At 56.9% G+C, this 18,576-nt stretch carries 20 protein-coding genes; 7 read left to right on the top strand and 13 right to left on the bottom strand.

Annotated features, from left to right (window positions below; genetic code table 11):
- Positions 1-7: 7 nt before the first annotated feature.
- Positions 8-826 (bottom strand): thymidylate synthase, encoded by an 819-nt coding sequence (locus tag AAC632_RS06525; protein WP_340297467.1) that lies wholly within the window; start codon positions 824-826, stop codon positions 8-10.
- A 161-nt stretch (positions 827-987) separates the two neighbouring features.
- Between AAC632_RS06525 and AAC632_RS06520 the strand changes: the two genes are divergently transcribed.
- The 4 genes from AAC632_RS06520 to AAC632_RS06505 all read left to right on the top strand — a co-directional run bounded on the left by AAC632_RS06520 (position 988) and on the right by AAC632_RS06505 (position 4,651).
- Entirely contained in the window at positions 988-1,416 is a 429-nt protein-coding gene (locus AAC632_RS06520; protein ID WP_340297469.1) for a VOC family protein, read from the top strand.
- Positions 1,383-2,081: a DUF1194 domain-containing protein gene (locus AAC632_RS06515; RefSeq protein ID WP_340297471.1), complete on the top strand. Its 699-nt coding sequence runs from the start codon at positions 1,383-1,385 to the stop codon at positions 2,079-2,081. The genes AAC632_RS06520 and AAC632_RS06515 overlap by 34 nt, the downstream gene beginning before the upstream one ends.
- 81 nt (positions 2,082-2,162) lie before the next feature.
- Positions 2,163-2,618: an Lrp/AsnC family transcriptional regulator gene (locus tag AAC632_RS06510; protein WP_317656202.1), complete on the top strand. Its 456-nt coding sequence runs from the start codon at positions 2,163-2,165 to the stop codon at positions 2,616-2,618.
- A gap of 62 nt (positions 2,619-2,680) precedes the next feature.
- Positions 2,681-4,651, top strand: coding sequence for a cation:proton antiporter domain-containing protein (locus AAC632_RS06505; protein ID WP_340297473.1), 1,971 nt, complete (start codon positions 2,681-2,683; stop codon positions 4,649-4,651).
- Here the strand turns inward: AAC632_RS06505 and cobT are convergent.
- Positions 4,648-5,658 (bottom strand): nicotinate-nucleotide--dimethylbenzimidazole phosphoribosyltransferase, encoded by a 1,011-nt coding sequence (cobT, locus tag AAC632_RS06500; protein WP_340297475.1) that lies wholly within the window; start codon positions 5,656-5,658, stop codon positions 4,648-4,650. The two genes, AAC632_RS06505 and cobT, sit on opposite strands and share 4 nt — an antisense overlap.
- A gap of 87 nt (positions 5,659-5,745) precedes the next feature.
- On the opposite strand from cobT, the gene AAC632_RS06495 reads away from it, so the two are divergent.
- Positions 5,746-6,510 carry an adenosylcobinamide-GDP ribazoletransferase gene (locus AAC632_RS06495; protein ID WP_340297477.1) on the top strand — a complete coding sequence of 255 codons (765 nt, stop codon included), beginning with the start codon at positions 5,746-5,748 and terminating at the stop codon, positions 6,508-6,510.
- Positions 6,511-6,567: 57 nt separating this feature from the next.
- Here the strand turns inward: AAC632_RS06495 and AAC632_RS06490 are convergent, their stop codons facing one another.
- The 5 genes from AAC632_RS06490 to AAC632_RS06470 form a co-directional block, all read right to left on the bottom strand.
- A complete protein-coding gene (locus AAC632_RS06490) occupies positions 6,568-7,080 on the bottom strand; it encodes a CarD family transcriptional regulator (protein ID WP_317656207.1) in 513 nt (170 codons plus the stop codon).
- 316 nt (positions 7,081-7,396) lie between these two features.
- Positions 7,397-7,732, bottom strand: a complete 336-nt coding sequence (gene fdxA, locus AAC632_RS06485) for a ferredoxin FdxA (protein WP_317656208.1) — start codon at positions 7,730-7,732, stop codon at positions 7,397-7,399.
- A gap of 57 nt (positions 7,733-7,789) precedes the next feature.
- Positions 7,790-8,164 (bottom strand): RNA-binding S4 domain-containing protein, encoded by a 375-nt coding sequence (locus AAC632_RS06480; protein ID WP_317656209.1) that lies wholly within the window; start codon positions 8,162-8,164, stop codon positions 7,790-7,792.
- A complete protein-coding gene (locus tag AAC632_RS06475; protein WP_340297479.1) occupies positions 8,161-10,959 on the bottom strand; it encodes a helicase-related protein in 2,799 nt (932 codons plus the stop codon). The genes AAC632_RS06480 and AAC632_RS06475 overlap by 4 nt, the downstream gene beginning before the upstream one ends.
- 46 nt (positions 10,960-11,005) lie before the next feature.
- Complete coding sequence (locus AAC632_RS06470; protein ID WP_340299899.1) at positions 11,006-11,626, bottom strand: tetratricopeptide repeat protein; 621 nt, start codon at positions 11,624-11,626, stop codon at positions 11,006-11,008.
- 68 nt (positions 11,627-11,694) lie between these two features.
- Here AAC632_RS06470 and AAC632_RS06465 point away from each other — a divergent pair, with 68 nt between their 5' ends.
- A complete protein-coding gene (locus tag AAC632_RS06465) occupies positions 11,695-11,988 on the top strand; it encodes an SCP2 sterol-binding domain-containing protein (RefSeq protein WP_340252356.1) in 294 nt (97 codons plus the stop codon).
- On the top strand, positions 11,985-12,902 hold the full coding sequence (locus tag AAC632_RS06460) for an alpha/beta hydrolase (RefSeq protein ID WP_340297484.1): 918 nt from the start codon (positions 11,985-11,987) through the stop codon (positions 12,900-12,902). The genes AAC632_RS06465 and AAC632_RS06460 overlap by 4 nt, the downstream gene beginning before the upstream one ends.
- Here the strand turns inward: AAC632_RS06460 and AAC632_RS06455 are convergent.
- The 6 genes from AAC632_RS06455 to AAC632_RS06430 all read right to left on the bottom strand — a co-directional run bounded on the left by AAC632_RS06455 (position 12,899) and on the right by AAC632_RS06430 (position 18,546).
- The gene (locus AAC632_RS06455) at positions 12,899-13,591 is read right to left on the bottom strand and encodes an ABC transporter ATP-binding protein (protein WP_340297486.1); all 693 of its coding nucleotides are present in this window, start codon (positions 13,589-13,591) and stop codon (positions 12,899-12,901) included. The two genes, AAC632_RS06460 and AAC632_RS06455, sit on opposite strands and share 4 nt — an antisense overlap.
- Entirely contained in the window at positions 13,584-14,897 is a 1,314-nt protein-coding gene (locus tag AAC632_RS06450) for a lipoprotein-releasing ABC transporter permease subunit (protein ID WP_340297489.1), read from the bottom strand. Before AAC632_RS06450 ends, AAC632_RS06455 begins: the two co-directional genes overlap by 8 nt.
- A gap of 33 nt (positions 14,898-14,930) precedes the next feature.
- Complete coding sequence (locus tag AAC632_RS06445; RefSeq protein ID WP_340297490.1) at positions 14,931-15,503, bottom strand: peroxiredoxin; 573 nt, start codon at positions 15,501-15,503, stop codon at positions 14,931-14,933.
- An 11-nt stretch (positions 15,504-15,514) separates the two neighbouring features.
- The gene (proS, locus tag AAC632_RS06440) at positions 15,515-16,870 is read right to left on the bottom strand and encodes a proline--tRNA ligase (protein WP_340297491.1); all 1,356 of its coding nucleotides are present in this window, start codon (positions 16,868-16,870) and stop codon (positions 15,515-15,517) included.
- 110 nt (positions 16,871-16,980) lie between these two features.
- A complete protein-coding gene (locus tag AAC632_RS06435; RefSeq protein ID WP_340297494.1) occupies positions 16,981-17,307 on the bottom strand; it encodes a DMT family transporter in 327 nt (108 codons plus the stop codon).
- 30 nt (positions 17,308-17,337) lie between these two features.
- Positions 17,338-18,546: a peptidoglycan DD-metalloendopeptidase family protein gene (locus AAC632_RS06430; protein ID WP_340297496.1), complete on the bottom strand. Its 1,209-nt coding sequence runs from the start codon at positions 18,544-18,546 to the stop codon at positions 17,338-17,340.
- Between the last annotated feature and the right edge of the window lie 30 nt (positions 18,547-18,576).

Genomic DNA, 18,576 nt, shown 5'->3' with positions numbered 1-18,576 from the left:
CGCCTCCCTAAACCGCCACAGGCGCTTTGATGGCGGGATGGGGATCATACCCTTCGATGATAAAATCATCGTAGCGGAAATCGAAAATCGACCCAACATCGCGTGCAAGCCGCAAGGTCGGCGCAGGGCGACTGTCGCGCGACAGCTGTTCTTTGACTTGATCCATATGGTTCGAATAGATGTGACCATCCCCAATGGAATGCACAAATTCACCAGGCTTATAGCCCGTGACATGGGCCAGCATCACCGCGAGCAAGGCATAAGAGGCAATGTTAAACGGAACCCCTAAAAACATATCTGCCGAACGCTGGTAAAGCTGCAGGCTCAGCCGCCCGTTCAAGATTTTCACCTGCCACAGCGTATGGCAGGGCGGCAGGGCCATTCGATCCACCTCGCCAGGGTTCCAAGCAGACACAATCAGGCGGCGGCTGTCAGGCGTTCGTTTGATCATCTCAACCAAATTCGAAATCTGATCAACCGATCCAATCGACACGGCGCCATCTGCGCCACACGCAACCTTTGGGAAATGTCGCCATTGGTGGCCGTAAACCGGGCCAAGATCGCCCTTCTCATCGGCCCATTCATCCCAGATAGACACGCCATTTTCTTTAAGATAGCCGATATTCGTGTCGCCTGCGAGGAACCATAACAACTCGTGGATGATGGATTTCAGATGCAGCTTTTTGGTTGTGATGAGCGGGAAAGTTTCGCTCAAATCATAGCGCGCCTGCAGGCCGAAATAGCTGCGCGTGCCCGTGCCTGTGCGGTCGGTTGTATCCACGCCCTTTTCAAGGATCAGCGCCAATTGGTCATGATATTGCTGCATCGCCACACATCCACAGGTTGGGCCATCGTTACGCTATATATTGAAACGATTTTAGCACAAACCGCAATATCGGGTAGGGCATTTCTTGCCCCCGCCCCCTGTAATTCTGCAAATTTCACGCTAAGCTTGAGGCAACGCGAAATTTCACGAGGGAGACAGCCGTGGCAATCCGATATCTTCACACAATGGTGCGCGTCAAAGACCTTGAAGCAACCCAAAAATTCTTTGCGCTCTTGGGCCTAAAGGAGACGCGGCGCACTGATTATGAAAGCGGGCGCTTCAGCCTGATCTTCATGGCCCCTGAAGGCCAAGAAGAATGTCCCGTTGAACTGACCTATAACTGGGATGGCGATGATGGGCTGCCATCAGATAGCCGCCATTTTGGGCATCTCGCCTATGAGGTGGATGATATCTACGCGATGTGTCAGCACTTGATGGATCATGGCGTGACAATCAATCGCCCCCCGCGCGATGGTCGTATGGCCTTTGTGCGCTCACCCGATAATATCTCGGTCGAATTGCTTCAAAAAGGTGCGGCACAAGAGCCCGCTGAACCATGGGCTTTGATGCCAAATATCGGGCATTGGTAAGGGCCGCACTCATAATTGGGGTGGCTTTGCTGCTGCCCCAATCGGCCACAGCTTGCCGCTTGGCCTTGGCCCTTGGGTTGGATGCATCGGCATCGGTTGACAGTGATGAACACAGGCTGATGCGCGCGGGCCTTGCCAATGCGTTGACAAGCCCAGTTGTCATGACCGCACTGTTTGACAGCGCGGCACCTGTGGCCATCTTGGTGTATGAGTGGTCAGGGAGAAGGCAACAGCAAGTTTTGGTTGACTGGACGATCCTCGACACCCCGACAACCCTCACCGCTGTTGCTGCCGAAATTATAGCCGCGCCGCGCGGGGATGATGAATTTCCAACCGCACTTGGATACGCGCTTGGCTTTGGGGCCACGCAATTAGCCGCCGCACCTGCCTGTGATTTTTATACGCTCGACATCTCTGGGGATGGTGAAAACAACGAGGGATTTCAACCAAGCCATGCTTTTGCCCATTTCCCTTTTGACGGTGTTACTGTGAACGGGTTGGCGATTGGGGGCGCGGCGGTTGATATTATCGAATATTACCAACGCGAAATCCTGCGCGGGCGGGGTGCCTTTATCGAACAGGCGCGCGATTACCAAGATTTTGAAGCCGCCATGTTGCGAAAACTCGAACGCGAATTGCGCCCCATGATGTTGGGCGGCCTTTAATCCGCGCGCAAAAGACTTGGAAAGCTACACAAAACATGCAAATTATATACAAATTTTGAGTATATTTTTGGTGATTTTCGCATGCTTGATCGAACTGACCGCCGCTTATTGCGTGCCTTGCAACAAAATGGCGCAATGACGGCGCAGGAGATGGGGCGCCATCTTGGTCTTTCGACCTCTCAAGCAGGGCGGCGGCGACAAAAGCTAGAACAAACAGGCGTGCTGCGCGCGGTCAGCATAGATATTGCACCAGAGGCCTGCGGCTTATCCGTGCAGGCGTTTTTGACACTCACCCGCAGTGCCCATGATCCTGCCTTGATGGATGATTTCAAGCGATTGCTGCACAGCACCCCTGAAATCGTTTCAGCCTTTGATGTCACAGGTTCTGCAAACACAATCCTGCGCGTTTGGTGCAGCGATCTAGACGCGCTACGCGAGCTTATTGATACCATCATCTTACCCCATCCGATGGTCGAGAAACTGCACACCGAGATCGTGATGGCGCAAATCAAGCCAGACAGTGCCTTGCCGCTCTGATCCACTCGTGTCAAAGTTGCACTCAAGACAAACGCACCCTCCCCCACGCAAAGGACAGGCCGATGGAAAGCCTGCTTTTACAGGCGACAATCTATCTTTCTGCGATGGTGATCGCTGTGCCCCTGACCGTGCGGTTTGGTCTGGGGTCGGTCTTGGGGTATTTGCTTGCTGGCATCGCGATTGGCCCATTGATTGGTTATATCGGCTCGGACACAGATGACCTTCAACATTACGCCGAATTTGGCGTGGTGCTGATGCTGTTTCTGATCGGTCTAGAGCTAGAGCCGCGCAATCTTTGGGATATGCGACAACGCTTGATTGGTTTAGGCGGGGCGCAGGTTGTTTTGACAACCTTTGCGCTTGCAGGGGTCGCGCTGCTCTTTGGCTTGCAATGGCAATTGGCCTTGGCAACAGGGATGATCTTGGCCCTGTCTTCGACCGCGATTGTGCTACAGACGCTCAGCGAAAAGGGACTGATGAAAACCAACGGCGGCCGAGGCGCGTTTTCTGTGCTTATGACCCAAGATATTGCAGTCATTCCGATGTTGGCGTTCCTTCCCCTTTTGGCCGTGTCGGGCAGTTTAAGTTTTGCGCAAGACGGCTCGATCCAACGCGCCACCGATACGGCGGATCATGGGGCCCATTCCTTCTCACTGGTCGAAGGACTGCCGGGATGGGGGGTGACGCTGGTCACAATTGCCGCCATCGCGCTTGTGATCCTTGCGGGGCATTTCCTATCCCGCCCCCTGTTCCGCTTTATCCACATGGCACGCTTGCGCGAGGTTTATACCGCGGTGGCCCTTGTGATCGTTGTTGGAATCGCAGCCCTCATGATCTTGGTGGGGCTTTCGCCCGCGCTTGGGGCGTTTATTGCGGGCGTTGTCCTTGCCAACTCCGAATTCCGCCATGAATTAGAGGCCGATATCGCCCCGTTCAAAGGCCTGCTCTTGGGGCTATTCTTCATCACAGTGGGCGCAGGTATAAATTTCGGAACGCTATTTTCAGCACCCCTGACAATCTTGGGTCTGACCTTGGGAATGATGGCCCTCAAAGGCGTGATCCTTTTGGCTATCGGCTTTGGCTTTGGAATGCGGAAAAAAGACCTGTCGCTCTTTACGCTTGGCCTTGCACAAGCGGGCGAGTTTGGCTTTGTTTTGATCTCATTCTCAGTTCAGCAATCGGTGATGACCGATGCGACCGGCCAAATGCTTTTGCTGGTTGTGGCGCTGTCCATGCTGCTGACACCTTTGGCCTTCATCCTCTATGATCGGCTCGCCCATCGTTTAGCCGATACAGGCACCGCCCCAGAGGCCGATGAAATCGGGGAAACCGCGCCCATCATCATCGCAGGCGTGGGGCGGTTTGGGCAGGTGGTCAATCGTGTTGTCCAAGGTGCAGGGTTTAAGACGGTGGTGCTCGATGCCGATTTATCGGTCATCCAGCTGATGCGCGGCTTTGGCTTTAAGGCGTTTTTCGGTGACCCGACCCGCCCCGAACTCTTGACCGCGGCAGGGTTAGAAGAGGCCAAGGTTCTTGTCGTTGCGGTCGACAACAAGGAAAGCGCGGTGCGTCTTGTCACCTATGCGCGCCGCATCAGGCCAGATCTCCATATCACTGCACGGGCGCATGATCGGCTGCATGTCTACGAACTTTATAAGGCAGGTGCAGATCATATCGTGCGCGAGATGTTCGACAGCTCACTGCGGGCCGCGCGCTATGTGCTTGAGGATATGGGCCTGTCTGATTACGAGGCCCATGAAATGGAGGTGGCCTTTTACCGCCATGACCGCCAAAATCTGCGCGATTTGGCGGAACTGTGGAAACCAGGCGTGCCGATTGCCGAGAACCCCGCCTATATGGAACGCGCGCGCGAATTGAACGCGAACCTTGAGGCGGCGCTGCTCAGCGCATTAGACGAAGCCACGCGGGAGAATGCCATGGGGGAAGGCCCGACAGATCGCCGCCGCGCGCGCGGTGATGCCAGCGCACTTTCGGGCAAGCTGTCACGTGGCGGTGCGCGGGATGCCTCTTAACCCGCGCTGACGCCAGCTTGAGCAAAGCTCGCCATGCCTGAGTGGCAGGCAAGCGCCCCTTTAAGAATTTGAATGGCCAAGGCGGCCCCGCTACCTTCACCAAGACGCAATCCAAGGTTCAGCAAAGGCTCTTTGCCAATCGCGTCCAGCAATTTGCGATGTCCTCCCTCAGCTGAGAGATGGCCTGCCACACAATGATCCAATGCACCCTTTTGGGCCTGCTCCAAACAGGCGGCCGCCGCAGTGCAGATAAATCCATCAAGGATAACAGGGATGCAGTTTGCGCGCGCCGCAGCAATCGCGCCCGCCATGGCAACAATCTCGCGCCCGCCCAAGCATCGCAAAGCCGTCAATGGATCGCTCCGCGCCTCAGGGTTCGCGGCAATCCCCCGCGCCACCACATCCGCCTTGCGCGCAAGGCCCGCATCATCCACACCCGTGCCGCGACCAACCCAATCGCCCCCCGTGCCACCAAACAGCGCGCAGGCCATCGCCGCAGCGGCAGTGGTGTTGCCGATCCCCATTTCTCCCACCACCAAAAGGTCAGAAGTTGGATCAACAGCCCCCCAGCCCGTTAAGAACGCAGCCAAAAATGCGGCCTCATCCATTGCAGGGCCTTGCGTGAAATCTGCGGTTGGCTGTTCCAGATCAAGCGCATGAACATCCATCTTCGCGCCAGCAAGCTTGGACAGTTGATTGATCGCTGCCCCGCCTGCCTCGAAATTAGCAACCATTTGCACTGTGACCTCAGCAGGAAAGGCACTGACACCCTGAGCTGTGATCCCGTGGTTCCCAGCAAAGACAATGACCTGTGGGGCGTCAATTTGCGCGCGCGCATTACCGCGCCACCCGCAATACCAGATTGCCACCTCCTCAAGCCGCCCCAAAGCGGCAGGGGGCTTGGTCAATTGGCTGTTGCGCAACTCGGCAGCCTCCAACGCGGTTGCATCAGATTTGGGGGCTGCGACAAGGGTCGCGCGAATGTCGGAAAGGGTCTCAAATTGCATGACGAGCTTTGTCCACCAGATCAAAGGATTGCGTGCTGCCCCCCCTATCCGATAGACAATGGCAGGGACAACAGGAACATCGCAAGAATGACCCATAACTTTCTGCATGGAAACCGACCAAAACTAGGCGATATCGCCGTTGCCTTTGCGCTTTTGAGCCGCCTTTCCCTGCCCTTCAAACCCGATTATACGCGCGGCGCAGAGGCCGCATGGGCCTATCCGCTTGTGGGCGCGGCTATCGGCGCGATTGGGATGGGGCTTGGCGGTGCGGCTTTGGGGCTGGGCCTGCCGCTTAGCGTTGCGGGTATAATCGCGCTTGCCGCCCTTATCCTCAGCACAGGCGCGATGCATGAGGACGGTCTCTCGGATGTGGCTGATGGGTTTTGGGGCGGATGGAGTGTGGAAGATCGCCTGACCATCATGAAAGACAGTCATGTGGGCGTATACGGCGTCATTGCCCTGACCTTATCGCTGCTGCTTCGCGCAAGCCTAATTATCACGGTTTTACCGCAAGCCCCCCTTGCACTGATTGCCATCGCCGCATTGAGCCGCGCGCCCATGGTCGTGCTGATGCGCTTTTTGCCTAACCCCCGCGCCGCGGGCCTGTCGCGCAGCGTGGGAACCCCGTCTAACGTCACCACGGGCGGCGCAGCTATTCTTGCCTGCCTGATAACATTGGGCCTAATCGGGCCGCTTTCGGGCCTCTTGGTGATTGGCGTTGCAACCTTGACGGCATTTGGCCTTGGCCTGTTGGCTAAGGCAAAAATCGGCGGGCAAACGGGGGATGTGTTGGGGGCAAGCCAACAGATCACCGAAATTGTCGCCTTGGCGACAATTGCATCTGTCTTATAACGAAAACGCCGCGCGAAGATCCCTTCACGCGGCGCATCGAATGTTTCAAGAAATGGCTTAGGCCGCGCGGGCGGTCAAAACCTCATCCACGCGCTGCTGCGCGCCGCGCTCATCCATGCCTTGCACGGCGGCCAACTCGCGGGTCAAACGCTCGAGCGCCGCTTCATACAGCTGACGCTCAGAATAGCTTTGCTCGCGCTGGTCATCCGCACGATGCAAATCGCGCACCACTTCGGCAATTGCGATCAAATCGCCAGAATTGATCTTTTGCTCATATTCTTGCGCACGGCGCGACCACATGGCCCGCTTCACCCGCGCCTTACCCTTCAGCGTATCCAGCGCCTTGGACACGACATCGGGACTCGACAGCGAGCGCATCCCGACCTCAGTGGCCTTTGCGGTTGGCACCCGCAGGGTCATTTTGTCTTTTTCAAACGAGATCACGAACAGCTCCAGATTGATGCCAGCAATCTCTTGCTCTTCAATCGAGATGATCTGACCTACACCATGGGCGGGATAGACCACATAATCATTGGGGCTGAATTCTTGCGATTTACGCGACTTGCTCATAAGCAGTGTTTCCTTTGCACGGGCCACCCACGGCAATCAGCCGAAAAAACCGCACGCAGAAAAGAGCTGCTTTTCTACCTTGGCGATTGTTACGGAATGTGAGGCGATGGCCTAAGCCCGTGAATATGTTGGTTTGGGCAGTGATTCCAAAAAAGCTTGCACCATCATTTTAACACAAAATTACGCTGATTCAAAGTTGGCGCAGCAGACCTGCGCCCGTATCCCTATTTTTTCAGATAAATTTGCGCACAAATAAAGGCCAGCACAAACAGAACACAGGCGAATCGGTGCCAGAATCGCCGCGTCTTTTTGCTATTTAACCACCTTCACCGGGCTTTTCGGAAAAGAGATCCATTTTGCCAGGCTTACCATCCATTTCCTCTGCCTCGGGCAGTGGGTCTTTCTTGGTAATGATCACAGGCCATGCTTCTGACCATTTGCGGTTAAACTCAACCCACTGCTCCATATCTGGCTCAGTATCGGGCCGGATCGCATCGGCAGGGCATTCAGGCTCGCAGACGCCACAATCGATACATTCGTCTGGATGGATGACCAACATATTCTCGCCCTCGTAGAAGCAATCCACGGGGCATACCTCAACGCAGTCTGTATATTTGCAGGCAATGCAATTGTCGGTCACGACATAGGTCATAGGGTCATCACTCTTTTCAAAAGATCATGCGGCATGGGTTTACTGCCCTGTCGCCCATCATTCAAGCACCCCTTGGCGCAAAGAAATAGCCTGTCGCCTTTCGCGTTTTGAGGGGCGTCCATGTCCCTCCATCTGGGGCTTTTCTGGAACAGTTTCTTTGATCTCGCTCAAATCGGCATAACAGGCCTGCGCCTCCGAGGCGGGGCCGCGGCGGACGGGCAAGGATATAACCCGCACCACGCGCACCGTCTGGCCTTGTGCGAAGGTCAGAACATCCCCCGCGCCGATGGCAGTTGCGGGTTTGGTAACCCGCGCGCTGTTCACCCGCACCGCCCCCTCCTCAACAATACGGGTGGCGAGGCTGCGGGTTTTGAAGAACCGCGCGTGCCACAGCCATTTATCAATCCGCAAGGTCGGGCGGGGTTGGGTCAACCTTTCTCCTTCAGACCCATCAAGGCCTGCGCAAATGGGTTATCGGGATCAATGCGATCTTTTTTCTCGGGCTTGGCGCTGAAACTGCGCGCGGCCGCAGGCTTGCCGCCCTGACCCTTCCCTTTGGGCCCGCGCTGCGGCTTGCCACCTTTGCGCGGAGGCCGTCCTGATCCATCCGCCTCACCCGCACCTTCGCGGCGCGGGTTTGGTTTACGATCCCGCCGTGGTGGCGCCCATTTGAAGTTATAGAAAACTTCCATCTCTGGGGCATCCTCTGGGGCATCGGTTGCAGCAGCATCTGCCACCTGTGGCACTTCGGTGATTGGCTCAGGGGTAGTTTCGGCGGGTTCTGCATCCGTGGCGGCATCAGGCGCTGCGATCTCGGCGGGGGCATCAACCACCGCCTTAACCTTCACCCGTTCGCCCCTCTCAGCGCGATAGCCAAGACCTGTCATCAAATCCGCGAATTGCTCCAGCGTGAGGCCCGTGATGGACAGCATATCTGCATTGCCCTCGAACCCTGCGCGGCTGTCTTCCTTGCGCAGCATGTCAGCGAGACGTTCAAGCATATCAATACGGATCGCACGCGCGCCAGCAGGACGGTAACCTGACATTGTGAAATACCCCTCTGGCGCTTCTGCGTCATTGGGAATTGTCACGAGCCCCGGAGGGGGGCTTTCGGGGAATTGATCCAACTTGCCTGCCAACGCCCATAGAACCAAGCGCAACCGTGTCGGCGCGGGCTTTAGCAAGGCAGGCATGAACACGGTGAACTGACCAAAGCGCACCCCATGTTGGCGCAAGAGCGCGCGTGCCTCTTGATCAAGGGCTTTGACATCGTCTGCGACATCGCTGCGCGGCAAGATGCCCATGGCCTCAGACAGGCGGAAGGCAAAACCGCGCGCAAGCCCTGTGATGCCCTCATCTTTTTGCATCGCCAACATAGGTTCAAACAGGGCCGCAATTTTGCGATCAATAAAATGCTGCAAGCGCCGCTGCACTTTCTGGATAACCTCAGGGCCAGCATCCTCGTCAACAAAGGCCTCAGCCACGGGGCGTGTTGCGTCACTGCCAAGGGTGAGTTTGCCAACCGCCGATTGGCCCCACATCAGCCCACCTTGCTCGGTGAAGTCAAATTCCGTGTCGGGTGCATTATACAGACGATCTGCGCGCAGATGCAGCTCGGGCTTGAGGGCAGCCACGGCGGCTTGGCGCAAAGTTTTCGCTTCATCAGGGGTGGCGGCACTATCTTGGCGGAAGCGGAACCCGTCCAAACGACCAATGAATTGGCCCTCTACGGTGACTTCCCCGTTTTCATTCACTTCGGCCACAAGGCTCTCCTTCTGTTTCAATCGCCGCATCAAAACCGATGTGCGCCGATCGACAAATCTTTGGGTCAGTCGCTCATGGAGCGCATCTGACAAGCGGTCTTCTACCGCACGGGTTTCCTCGCGCCAATACGCGACATCATCCACCCAAGCAGCACGTTGTGCGACAAATGTCCATGTGCGGATATAAGCCAAGCGTTTCGATAATGTGTCAATGTCGCCATCTTGCCGATCAATCCGCTTTACCTGACGCGCAAGCCAATCATCAGGCACGCGGCCCAATTCATGCAAATATTGAAAGATACCCACCAAGAGGCTGCTATGCTCAGCGGGGCTAATCCCCCGAAAATCAGGGATACAGCATACATCCCACAAAAGCCGCACATCTTGGGCATCTCTGATCCGATGGGTCACATCAGCCCGTTCCGAAAGCGTCCGCAGCGCGATGACATCATCGGCTGCACGCGCCCGCGTCAGCCATTCATTGTCGGTTTGCGCCTCTAAAGACATCAAAAGACGCGAAATTGATCCAAATGACAGGCGACTGTTGCGCCATTGCAATTTGCGGATAGGGGCAAAACGATGCTCGGTGATGGCTTTAGCCACTTCATCATCTAATGGGCTTGCCTCGCCCGTCACACCAAATGTGCCTGGCAAAGTATGACGGCCCGCGCGGCCCGCGATCTGACCCAATTCATTCGGCGCCAAATCGCGCATCTTGCGACCATCAAATTTGCGCAGCCCCGAAAAGGCCACGTGCTTGATATCCAGATTAAGCCCCATGCCAATGGCATCCGTAGCCACCAGAAATTCAACATCGCCGTTTTGATATAAATCGACCTGTGCATTGCGTGTGCGCGGGCTAAGCGCACCCATCACAACCGCAGCACCGCCCTTTTGGCGGCGCAAAAGCTCGGCAATGGCATAGACGTTTTCAACCGAAAACCCAACAATGGCCGAGCGCGGCGACATGCGCGACAGTTTCTTTGAACCAGTATAGATCAGTTCAGAAAAGCGTTCTCGCCTCAGGAATTGCGCCTTCGGCACAAGCGCCGCGATTGCGCCCCGCATCGTATCTGCGCCCAGAAACAACGTCTCATGCAGGCCCCGCGCGTGAAGCAAGCGGTCGGTAAAGACATGGCCCCGCTCTGGATCAGCACAAAGTTGGATTTCATCCACAGCCAAAAAATCGCATGCGAGATTTGTGGGCATCGCCTCGACTGTGCAGACCCAATATTGCACGCGATCAGGAATGATGCGTTCCTCGCCCGTGATCAGCGCGACCACGGAAGGGCCGCGTATGGCCACGATGCGATCATAGACTTCGCGCGCCAGGAGGCGCAAAGGCAGGCCAATCACGCCAGTGCGATGCGCCAACATCCTCTCGATGGCGTAATGGGTTTTGCCCGTATTGGTGGGGCCTAATACGGCAGCGATCCGCCCTTGGCCCATCAATGTGCCCGTCATGCCGCCCATCTTGCCCGTTTTAGGCAGAGCCCTGCCCGCCTCTTGCCTAGAGGCTGATTCCTTCAAGCTGGCGCTCCAGCCGCTCCACTGCCTGTTCTAGGTCGGGGCGATGCGGATGTATAGCGCGCGCGGCACGAAAAGCGTCCAAAGCATGGGAATAGGCCTCCACCTGCTCCATGATCATGCCCAATCCCGTGAGCGCCCCAAAATGATTGGGGTTCAGGGCCAAAGTGCGCGCGATATCATCAAGGCTTGGGCCATAATCGCCCATTTCATAAAATAGGGTCGCGCGCGCGTTCCAGCCTTCCGCAAATTCAGGCACATGATCGGTCAAGGCCGTCAAATGGGTCAATGCAGCGGGATAATCCCCCCGTGCCATGGCCTGCCTGCCACGGCGCAGCAACAAATCCATCGCGGGAGAGCCCGAGCGCGACCAAAGGTTTAGGATTTCGGCTTCGACACGTTCCCAATCGGGCAAAACGGGGGTTTGCAACTCGCTCAACAGGGAGGCGAGCCTTGCATCGGATGCAGCCTCCTCACTTGGTGCAGCAGGCGCAGATTGTGCGAGGGCAGCACCGCAGAGGGCCGTATTTATTGAAAATACCGCGATCAGGATGTTGAAGCTGATCCGAAATAGCCACATCATAGGTGAGAAGTTAGCAGCCAATCACGCGACATCCAGTCCTGATTTTCAAAATCCTTGCGGTGAGGCCGCGTTATGAAAGAGAAATTCCAATGTCCGATTTGATTGCCGCAGCCGTGGATGCAATCGCCAAAAAACTGGTCAAACCTTACGATGGCGCGGCAAAATTCGTGATCGAGGGGGCAGGTTGCGTGATTATCCAAGGCGCAGACGTGCGCCCCAGTGACGAGGCTGAACCTGCCGATGTGACCATGCGTGCAACATCAGAGGTGTTCCAAGACATCCTCGCAGGGCGACTAAACCCCGCCATGGCATTTATGTCAGGCAAACTTAAACTTGAGGGCGATATGAGTGCCGCCATGCGCCTTGGTGGGGTTCTGGCGTGACACCTCCCCCGTTTTACGGCGCAGATCGGCCCGAGGATATACGTTGGATCACCGCCGCAGACGGCAAACGCTTACGCGCGGGCCATTGGCCGAAGGGGCAAAAGGGAACAATTCTTTTGTTCACGGGGCGCACCGAATTCCTTGAGAAATACACGGATGCGGCCCAAACTTTTGCCGCGCTTGGATGGGGGATAGCTTCGCTTGATTGGCGGGGTCAAGGCCTCTCGGCGCGGTTGCTAGAAGATCCACAAATCGGTCATGTGGGTGATTTTTCTGAATATCAACGCGATGTGGATGCGTTTCTTGACTATTGCGCGCGTTGCGATTTGCCCAAGCCATGGGTCATGTTCGCCCATTCGATGGGCGGCGCTATCGGCTTGCGCGCCCTTCACAACGGGTTCCGCCCCGCAGCTGCGGTGTTCTCTGCGCCAATGTGGGACATTCAACTGAGCCCCGTCTTGCGGATCTTGGCAAAGGTTGCCTATGTCATCGCTAAGCCGATTGGCCTTGCCGCGCGCTATGCGCCCACGCAAGGCCCGCATAAGCCGATGGTGTTTGAAGGCAATCCCCTAACCCATGATCAGGCGCGTCTCGATTGGATGAAGGAACAAGCCAAGGCAGACCCGCTGCTGACCCTTGGGGGGGCATCCATTTCATGGGTCTATCATGCCTTGACCGAGTGTCAGGCCCTTGCCGCACTGCCTGCGCCAAAAGGTGTTCCGACCCTTGGCTTTGTCGGCACGGATGAGCGCGTGGTCTCGCGCGCGAGAATTGCAAAGATCATGGCGACATGGCCTGATGGTCAGTTTCTTGAAATTGAAGGCGCCGCGCATGAGGTGTTGATGGAAACAGATCCCCTGCGCGATCAAGCCTTGCGCGCCATAGCCCAGATTTTGGGGCGCGTTGCCCCTTAGGGGCAATGCGGGGCAATCTGCCCTTGGGATAACACCAACACCCGATCCATGCGCGCAGCCAAGGCGTGGTTATGGGTGGCCACAAGCGCGGCCATGTTGGAGGCGCGCACGAGATCAAGCAGCATATCAAACACCATATCCGCCGTATCAGGATCAAGATTGCCCGTTGGCTCATCCGCCAAAAGCATCCGTGGTGCATTGGCCAAAGCACGGCAAATTGCCACGCGCTGCTGCTCGCCTCCAGACATTTGGGCGGGGCGATGCTGCGCCCTTTGCGAGAGGCCAACACGATCAAGCAAAGCGGCGGCCCGTGCCCGCGCTGCCCCTTCACCATGGCCAAGGGCCAATTGTGGCAGCACGATATTCTCTAGCGCGCTGAATTCAGGCAAGAGATGGTGAAATTGATACACAAACCCCAGATCACGGCACCGTGCAGCACTGCGCCCCGCATCAGTCGCGCGCGCCATGGCCTGACCGCAGAGATCAACCTGCCCCGCGTCAGGCGTATCAAGCAAGCCCGCGATATGCAAAAGCGTGGATTTACCAGCGCCTGACGGCGCAATGAGCCCAACAATCTCGCCTGCATGAATGCGCAGATCCGCACCCGACAAAACACGCGTCTCATTGGGGCGACCAAGGTTATAGGACTTTTCCACCCCCTCGAGGCGCAGCACAGGCTGATCACTCATAACGCAGTGCCTCCACAGGGTTCATTCGCGCCGCACGGCGCGCAGGGAACATCGTCACCAAAAATGACAACCCAAGGGACAGGGACATGGCGGAAACAATATCGCCCATCTCCAATCGGGCAGGCAATTGCGACAGATATCGAACCGAAGGATCCCAGACCCCGCCCCCTGCCATCCAATTTACGGCAGCAAAAATGGGATCAATATAAATCGCGAAGGCCGAGCCAAGGGCCACGCCACATAGCGTTCCCGCCACCCCTACAGAGGCCCCGCAAATGAAGAAGACGCGCAAAATCGCCCCTTGCGTGAGGCCAACTGTTCGCAAAATCCCAATATCGCGCCCCTTGTTTTTAACCAACATGATAAGGCCCGAAACAATATTTAGCGTGGCAATCATCACGAGGATCGACAAGATGATGAACATCACATTGTCCTCCATTTGCAACGCTTGCAAAAAGGCGCCAGAACTGTCTTCCCAAGTCCATGCTGTGGCCATGGGCCCCGCTGCACCGAGCACACGGGTCACGGCCGCATTTGCTTGTTCGGGGTCGTCCAGCATCACATCGATGCGATCAACCAAACCTTCGCGGTTAAAATAGGGCTGCGCTTGATCAAGTGGCATATAGACCCGCACGCGGTCGATATCGAAACGGCCCACTTGGAAAATATAGACCACTTTAGCATTCACAATGCGCGGGCTTGTGCCAAAAGCGGTGCGCGCGCCATCGGGCGAAATCAGGCGGATTTGATCTCCAACCACCACCCCCAATTCCCGCGCCACGCCCGAGCCGATAGCGACACCTTGATCAAATTGATCCAGATTGCCCCATGCGCGTTCAGGGTCCGCGACAAGGGGCAGACTGCGCAAATCTGCGCCTGTGATCCCCACAACCTCAACGCCTGCATTTCGGCCAAAAGCGGCGGCCATGACCTGCCCCGTGACCACCGGGGTCACATGGGCCACGCCATCTAGCGTTGCAATTGCCGAAGCAATATCAGTGTAATCTGAAATCTCACGGCTCATCGCGCCTGTTGCGCTGTAATTGGGCGCACCATAGACCGAAATATGCGGGTTCGCGCCCAAAATCGTGCCAACAAATTCATGTCGAAACCCCGCCCGCACCGAGAGGGTCGCAATCAGCGCCGCCACGGCCAAAGCGATGCCAAGAAAGCTGATCCATGTCATCGCGGACACGCCCCCCTCAGCGCGGCGGGCGCGCAGGTAGCGCAAGGCGATCATAAATTCAAACCGCGCAAACGGGCGCGGGGAACGCGGTGCAGGGTTGGCGGTGGCAGCGGTGGTCATGACCACTCCTTCGCAAGGCTTCCTTGCCCTGATTTAGGCCTTCTTGAGGCGCTCTACAACTTGGCTCGCGTTTTCGTCAGGCGGAAACACGGGATAGATCACATCTTCGATCACCCCATCGCAACAGATCAGGGTCAGGCGTTTCAACAACACCTCTCCCGCAACCTCAAAACTAGGCAACCGCAGCGCATCGCGCAGTGCAAGCCCCCGATCCGATAGCATCGCATAGGGCAGATGCAGACGCAGAACCGCCTCAGCCTGATAGGCGCTGTCTTGGGTTGAAAGGCCAAAAAGATGATCGACCCCAAGCGCGCGCAAATCTGCGTAAAGATCACGAAACGCACAAGATTGCGGGGTGCAGCCCCGCGCGCCGGGTATGTCATTCCACCCGTCTGGCAGCGCGACATCAGGTCGTCCCGTGCGCGGATAGGCAAAGATCACGCTCCGCCCCTGAAGCGCCGCCAGAGAGACGACCGCCCCATCAGTGGCAGGCAAAGATACATCAGGCAAGGTCATACCGCGCAAGTGATCTGCCGCACCATCATCAACAGGCGCAGGGATGGTTGACCAATCAATCTCAAGCCCGTGCTTGGCAGATGCAGACATGGCCACGCTCCTCAGCTCTGGATATGCCCGAAATGCGGGGCGTAAATCTCGACCAAGCGCGCAATCGCATCTTCTGGCTTCATCTCAACGCTTTCGCCCGTGCGCCGCGAGGTCAATTCAACCACGCCATTGGCAAGGCCACGCGGGCCAACAGTGATACGCCATGGCAGGCCGATCAAGTCCATCGTGGCGAATTTGCCCCCTGCCCGCTCGGCGCGATCATCATAAAGTGGCTCAAGACCCTTGGCACTGAGGGCGTTGTAAATCTCGTCACAGGCTGCATCTGCGGCAGCATCACCCTGCTTGAGATTGACAATCCCGCAATGGAACGGGGTCACGCCTTCGGGCCAGATGATGCCATTATCATCGTGGTTGGCTTCAATGATCGCACCCAAAAGACGGCTCACCCCGATGCCATGGCTGCCCATATGGACGGGCACACGATTGCCATCACAATCTGAGACAACAGCCCCCATTGCCTCTGAATATTTTGTGCCAAAATAGAAAATCTGGCCCACCTCAATACCGCGCGCCACGCGCTGACGCGCTTCGGGCACTTGCGCGAAAATCTCGGCATCATGTGTTTCATCTGTGCGCGCATAGCGGCTTGTGAATTCCTCCAGCACGCTTTGGCACTGGTCGACATTGTCGTAATCAATATCCCGATCACCAAAACGCAGATCCGTGATTTCGCTGTCATAGAATACCTCAGACTCGCCTGTCTCGGCCAGAACAAGGAATTCATGGGTGTAATCGCCGCCAATAGGGCCGCCATCAGCGCGCATCGGAATTGCTTGCAGCCCCATACGTTCATAGCTGCGCAGGTAACTGACCAAATGGCGGTTATAGGCGTGCAGCGCATCCTCTTTGGTCAGATCGAAATTATACCCGTCCTTCATCAAAAATTCGCGGCCCCGCATGACACCGAAACGCGGGCGGATTTCATCGCGGAATTTCCACTGGATATGATAGAGCGTTAGCGGCAAATCCTTGTAACTGCCGACATGGGCGCGGAAGATATCAGTGATCAATTCCTCATTGGTCGGGCCATAGAGCATATCGCGGCCATGGCGGTCTGTGATGCGCAGCATTTCTTGGCCGTAATCATCATAGCGTCCGCTCTCGCGCCAAAGATCGGCAGATTGCAAGGTGGGCATCAGCATTGGAATATGGCCTGCGCGCACCTGCTCTTCATGCACGATCGTCTCGATCCGCTTGAGAACCTTATAGCCCAAAGGAAGCCAGCTATAGATCCCCGCACTGGCCTGTTTGATCATGCCTGCGCGCAGCATCAAGCGGTGGCTTGCAATCTGCGCTTCGGAGGGCGTTTCTTTCAGGACGGGCAGGAAATAGCGGGTCAGGCGCATAGCGATCCTCATGGATTATGGTGATGCGCCCTCTCAATCAGGCGCAATACGTTTGACAAAACCGCTTAGGCCATCATCCGCGATGCGGCAAGGGGCCTGTGGCCAAGATGCTAATGTGTGCTGTTGGAAAAAAGCTGCACCACCACAATGCCGCTCACGATCATGCCAATCCCAATGATGCCCGCAAGGTCAAGTTTTTGCCCATAAACCCACAGCCCCACCAGTGCGATTGCGGCAATCCCTGCCCCTGACCAAATCGCATAGGCCACGGCCAAATCAAAAACCCGCAAGGCCTGTGAAAGCATGACAAAGGCCAAGCCGTAACTGATGACAACCACCACAGATGGCAAAACCCGTGTGAACCCATCAGAAGCCTTGAGCGCGCTTGTTCCCGCAACTTCGGCGCATATCGCGATAGTAAGATAGATCCAATGCATGGGTTAAGCTGCCTTCTACTCCAGAGCGGGTTAATCAAAGAAGGGCATCGGATCGATGGCTTCGAACCCGCGCCGCACCTCAAAATGCAAGAAGGACGGCGAACCAGGCCCAACCTCGGCAATGGTTTGACCGCGGCTGACACGATCCCCGCGCGAGACGGTGATGTCGCGGATATTGGCGTAAACGGTCAGCAACCCATCGGCATGGCGCAAAACCAAGATCGGCACTTGATCCGTATCTTGGGTAATAGCCGCCACTTCGCCCGCCTCCGCTGCTCGCACGGGCGTGCCAACCGCCGAGGCGATATCAACCCCCTCATTGCTGGCCGAGAAGGCACGGATGATATTGCCCGATACGGGGCGCAACAAAGCCCCCCCTGCATCTGCCACTGCAGGCGCGGCTGCCTGCGGTTGCGCAGCAGGTGCAGGTGCGGGTGCGCTGCTTGGGGTCGCGGGGCGCGGCGCAGGCGCAGTGCTGCTTGCAGGTGCGGCTGCGCTTTGTTGCGCGGGCAGCGTTTCGCTGGTGATGGGGGCTGGCAAAGCTTGGCTTGCAGAAGGCGGTGGGGGTGGGGTCGAGGCACCTGGCACCGCCCCATCGGCAATAGTGCCTGTGGCGGTTTCAAGGGCCAACGGAATGATGAGATATTGCCCCTCACGCACCTCGAGATCGGGGCCAAGCCCGTTCCAATCCGACAAGGCGCGCACAGACACGTTGTAAAGACGCGCAATGGAATAGGCCGTTTCCCCGCGTGTCACGCGGTGGCGCACAGGCTCTTGACCAGATTGCACGGCGGGCGATTGCGGGCTGCGTGTCTCAGCCGCATCAATGGCCGAGCTTGCAATCTGCGTGATGTCCCGTCCCGCACCGCCACTGCCCACACGCGCATCACGCGGCAAGGCCAAAACCTCGTTCGGGCGCAGCGGATCATCCGCAGTGCGACCATTGAACCGCGCCAAACTGTCCGCATCAATACCGATGCGCGATGCCACGCTGCGCACTGTGTCACCCGACCGCGCGACAGCAAGCTGATAATTGGGATAGGTGATTAAACCTTGCGCATCAGATTCAGGCCGTGGAGCTGTGGCGCTAACATCCGTGTTGGAAATTGCGTTTCCACGCAAATCAAAATCCAAATCGCTGACCGCACCAACGCAGCCCGACAACAGCGCAGCGCTCAGCCCGAAGGCGAGAATATTGGTCACAGGCAAGTGGCGCGCCACCGAAAATTTGCGTTTCATCATCTGCTCTTTCAGCTTCTGGCCGCTCAG

Origin of the sequence: Roseobacter sp. HKCC-CH-9351, from assembly GCF_037830295.1 — a bacterium.
Classification (GTDB): domain Bacteria; phylum Pseudomonadota; class Alphaproteobacteria; order Rhodobacterales; family Rhodobacteraceae; genus M30B80.
The sequence above is the reverse complement of the archived record's forward strand: the minus strand, read 5'-3'. Positions and strand labels throughout refer to the sequence as shown.

What these genes read in the sequence shown, in the direction of transcription:
- AAC632_RS06455 (WP_340297486.1), bottom strand. Translation starts at nt 13,591, where the DNA reads ATGAGTGATCAGCCTGTGCTGCGCCTCGAGGGGGTGGAAAAGTCCTAT.
- AAC632_RS06445 (WP_340297490.1), bottom strand. Translation starts at nt 15,503, where the DNA reads ATGTCTGCATCTGCCAAGCACGGGCTTGAGATTGATTGGTCAACCATC.
- fdxA (WP_317656208.1), bottom strand. Translation starts at nt 7,732, where the DNA reads ATGACCTATGTCGTGACCGACAATTGCATTGCCTGCAAATATACAGAC.
- AAC632_RS06525 (WP_340297467.1), bottom strand. Translation starts at nt 826, where the DNA reads ATGCAGCAATATCATGACCAATTGGCGCTGATCCTTGAAAAGGGCGTG.
- AAC632_RS06490 (WP_317656207.1), bottom strand. Translation starts at nt 7,080, where the DNA reads ATGAGCAAGTCGCGTAAATCGCAAGAATTCAGCCCCAATGATTATGTG.
- AAC632_RS06510 (WP_317656202.1), top strand. Translation starts at nt 2,163, where the DNA reads ATGCTTGATCGAACTGACCGCCGCTTATTGCGTGCCTTGCAACAAAAT.
- AAC632_RS06450 (WP_340297489.1), bottom strand. Translation starts at nt 14,897, where the DNA reads ATGACCACCGCTGCCACCGCCAACCCTGCACCGCGTTCCCCGCGCCCG.
- AAC632_RS06435 (WP_340297494.1), bottom strand. Translation starts at nt 17,307, where the DNA reads ATGCATTGGATCTATCTTACTATCGCGATATGCGCCGAAGTTGCGGGA.
- cobT (WP_340297475.1), bottom strand. Translation starts at nt 5,658, where the DNA reads ATGCAATTTGAGACCCTTTCCGACATTCGCGCGACCCTTGTCGCAGCC.
- proS (WP_340297491.1), bottom strand. Translation starts at nt 16,870, where the DNA reads ATGCGCCTGACCCGCTATTTCCTGCCCGTCCTGAAAGAAACGCCCTCC.
- AAC632_RS06495 (WP_340297477.1), top strand. Translation starts at nt 5,746, where the DNA reads ATGACCCATAACTTTCTGCATGGAAACCGACCAAAACTAGGCGATATC.
- AAC632_RS06515 (WP_340297471.1), top strand. Translation starts at nt 1,383, where the DNA reads ATGGGCTTTGATGCCAAATATCGGGCATTGGTAAGGGCCGCACTCATA.
- AAC632_RS06475 (WP_340297479.1), bottom strand. Translation starts at nt 10,959, where the DNA reads ATGACGGGCACATTGATGGGCCAAGGGCGGATCGCTGCCGTATTAGGC.
- AAC632_RS06505 (WP_340297473.1), top strand. Translation starts at nt 2,681, where the DNA reads ATGGAAAGCCTGCTTTTACAGGCGACAATCTATCTTTCTGCGATGGTG.
- AAC632_RS06430 (WP_340297496.1), bottom strand. Translation starts at nt 18,546, where the DNA reads ATGAAACGCAAATTTTCGGTGGCGCGCCACTTGCCTGTGACCAATATT.
- AAC632_RS06465 (WP_340252356.1), top strand. Translation starts at nt 11,695, where the DNA reads ATGTCCGATTTGATTGCCGCAGCCGTGGATGCAATCGCCAAAAAACTG.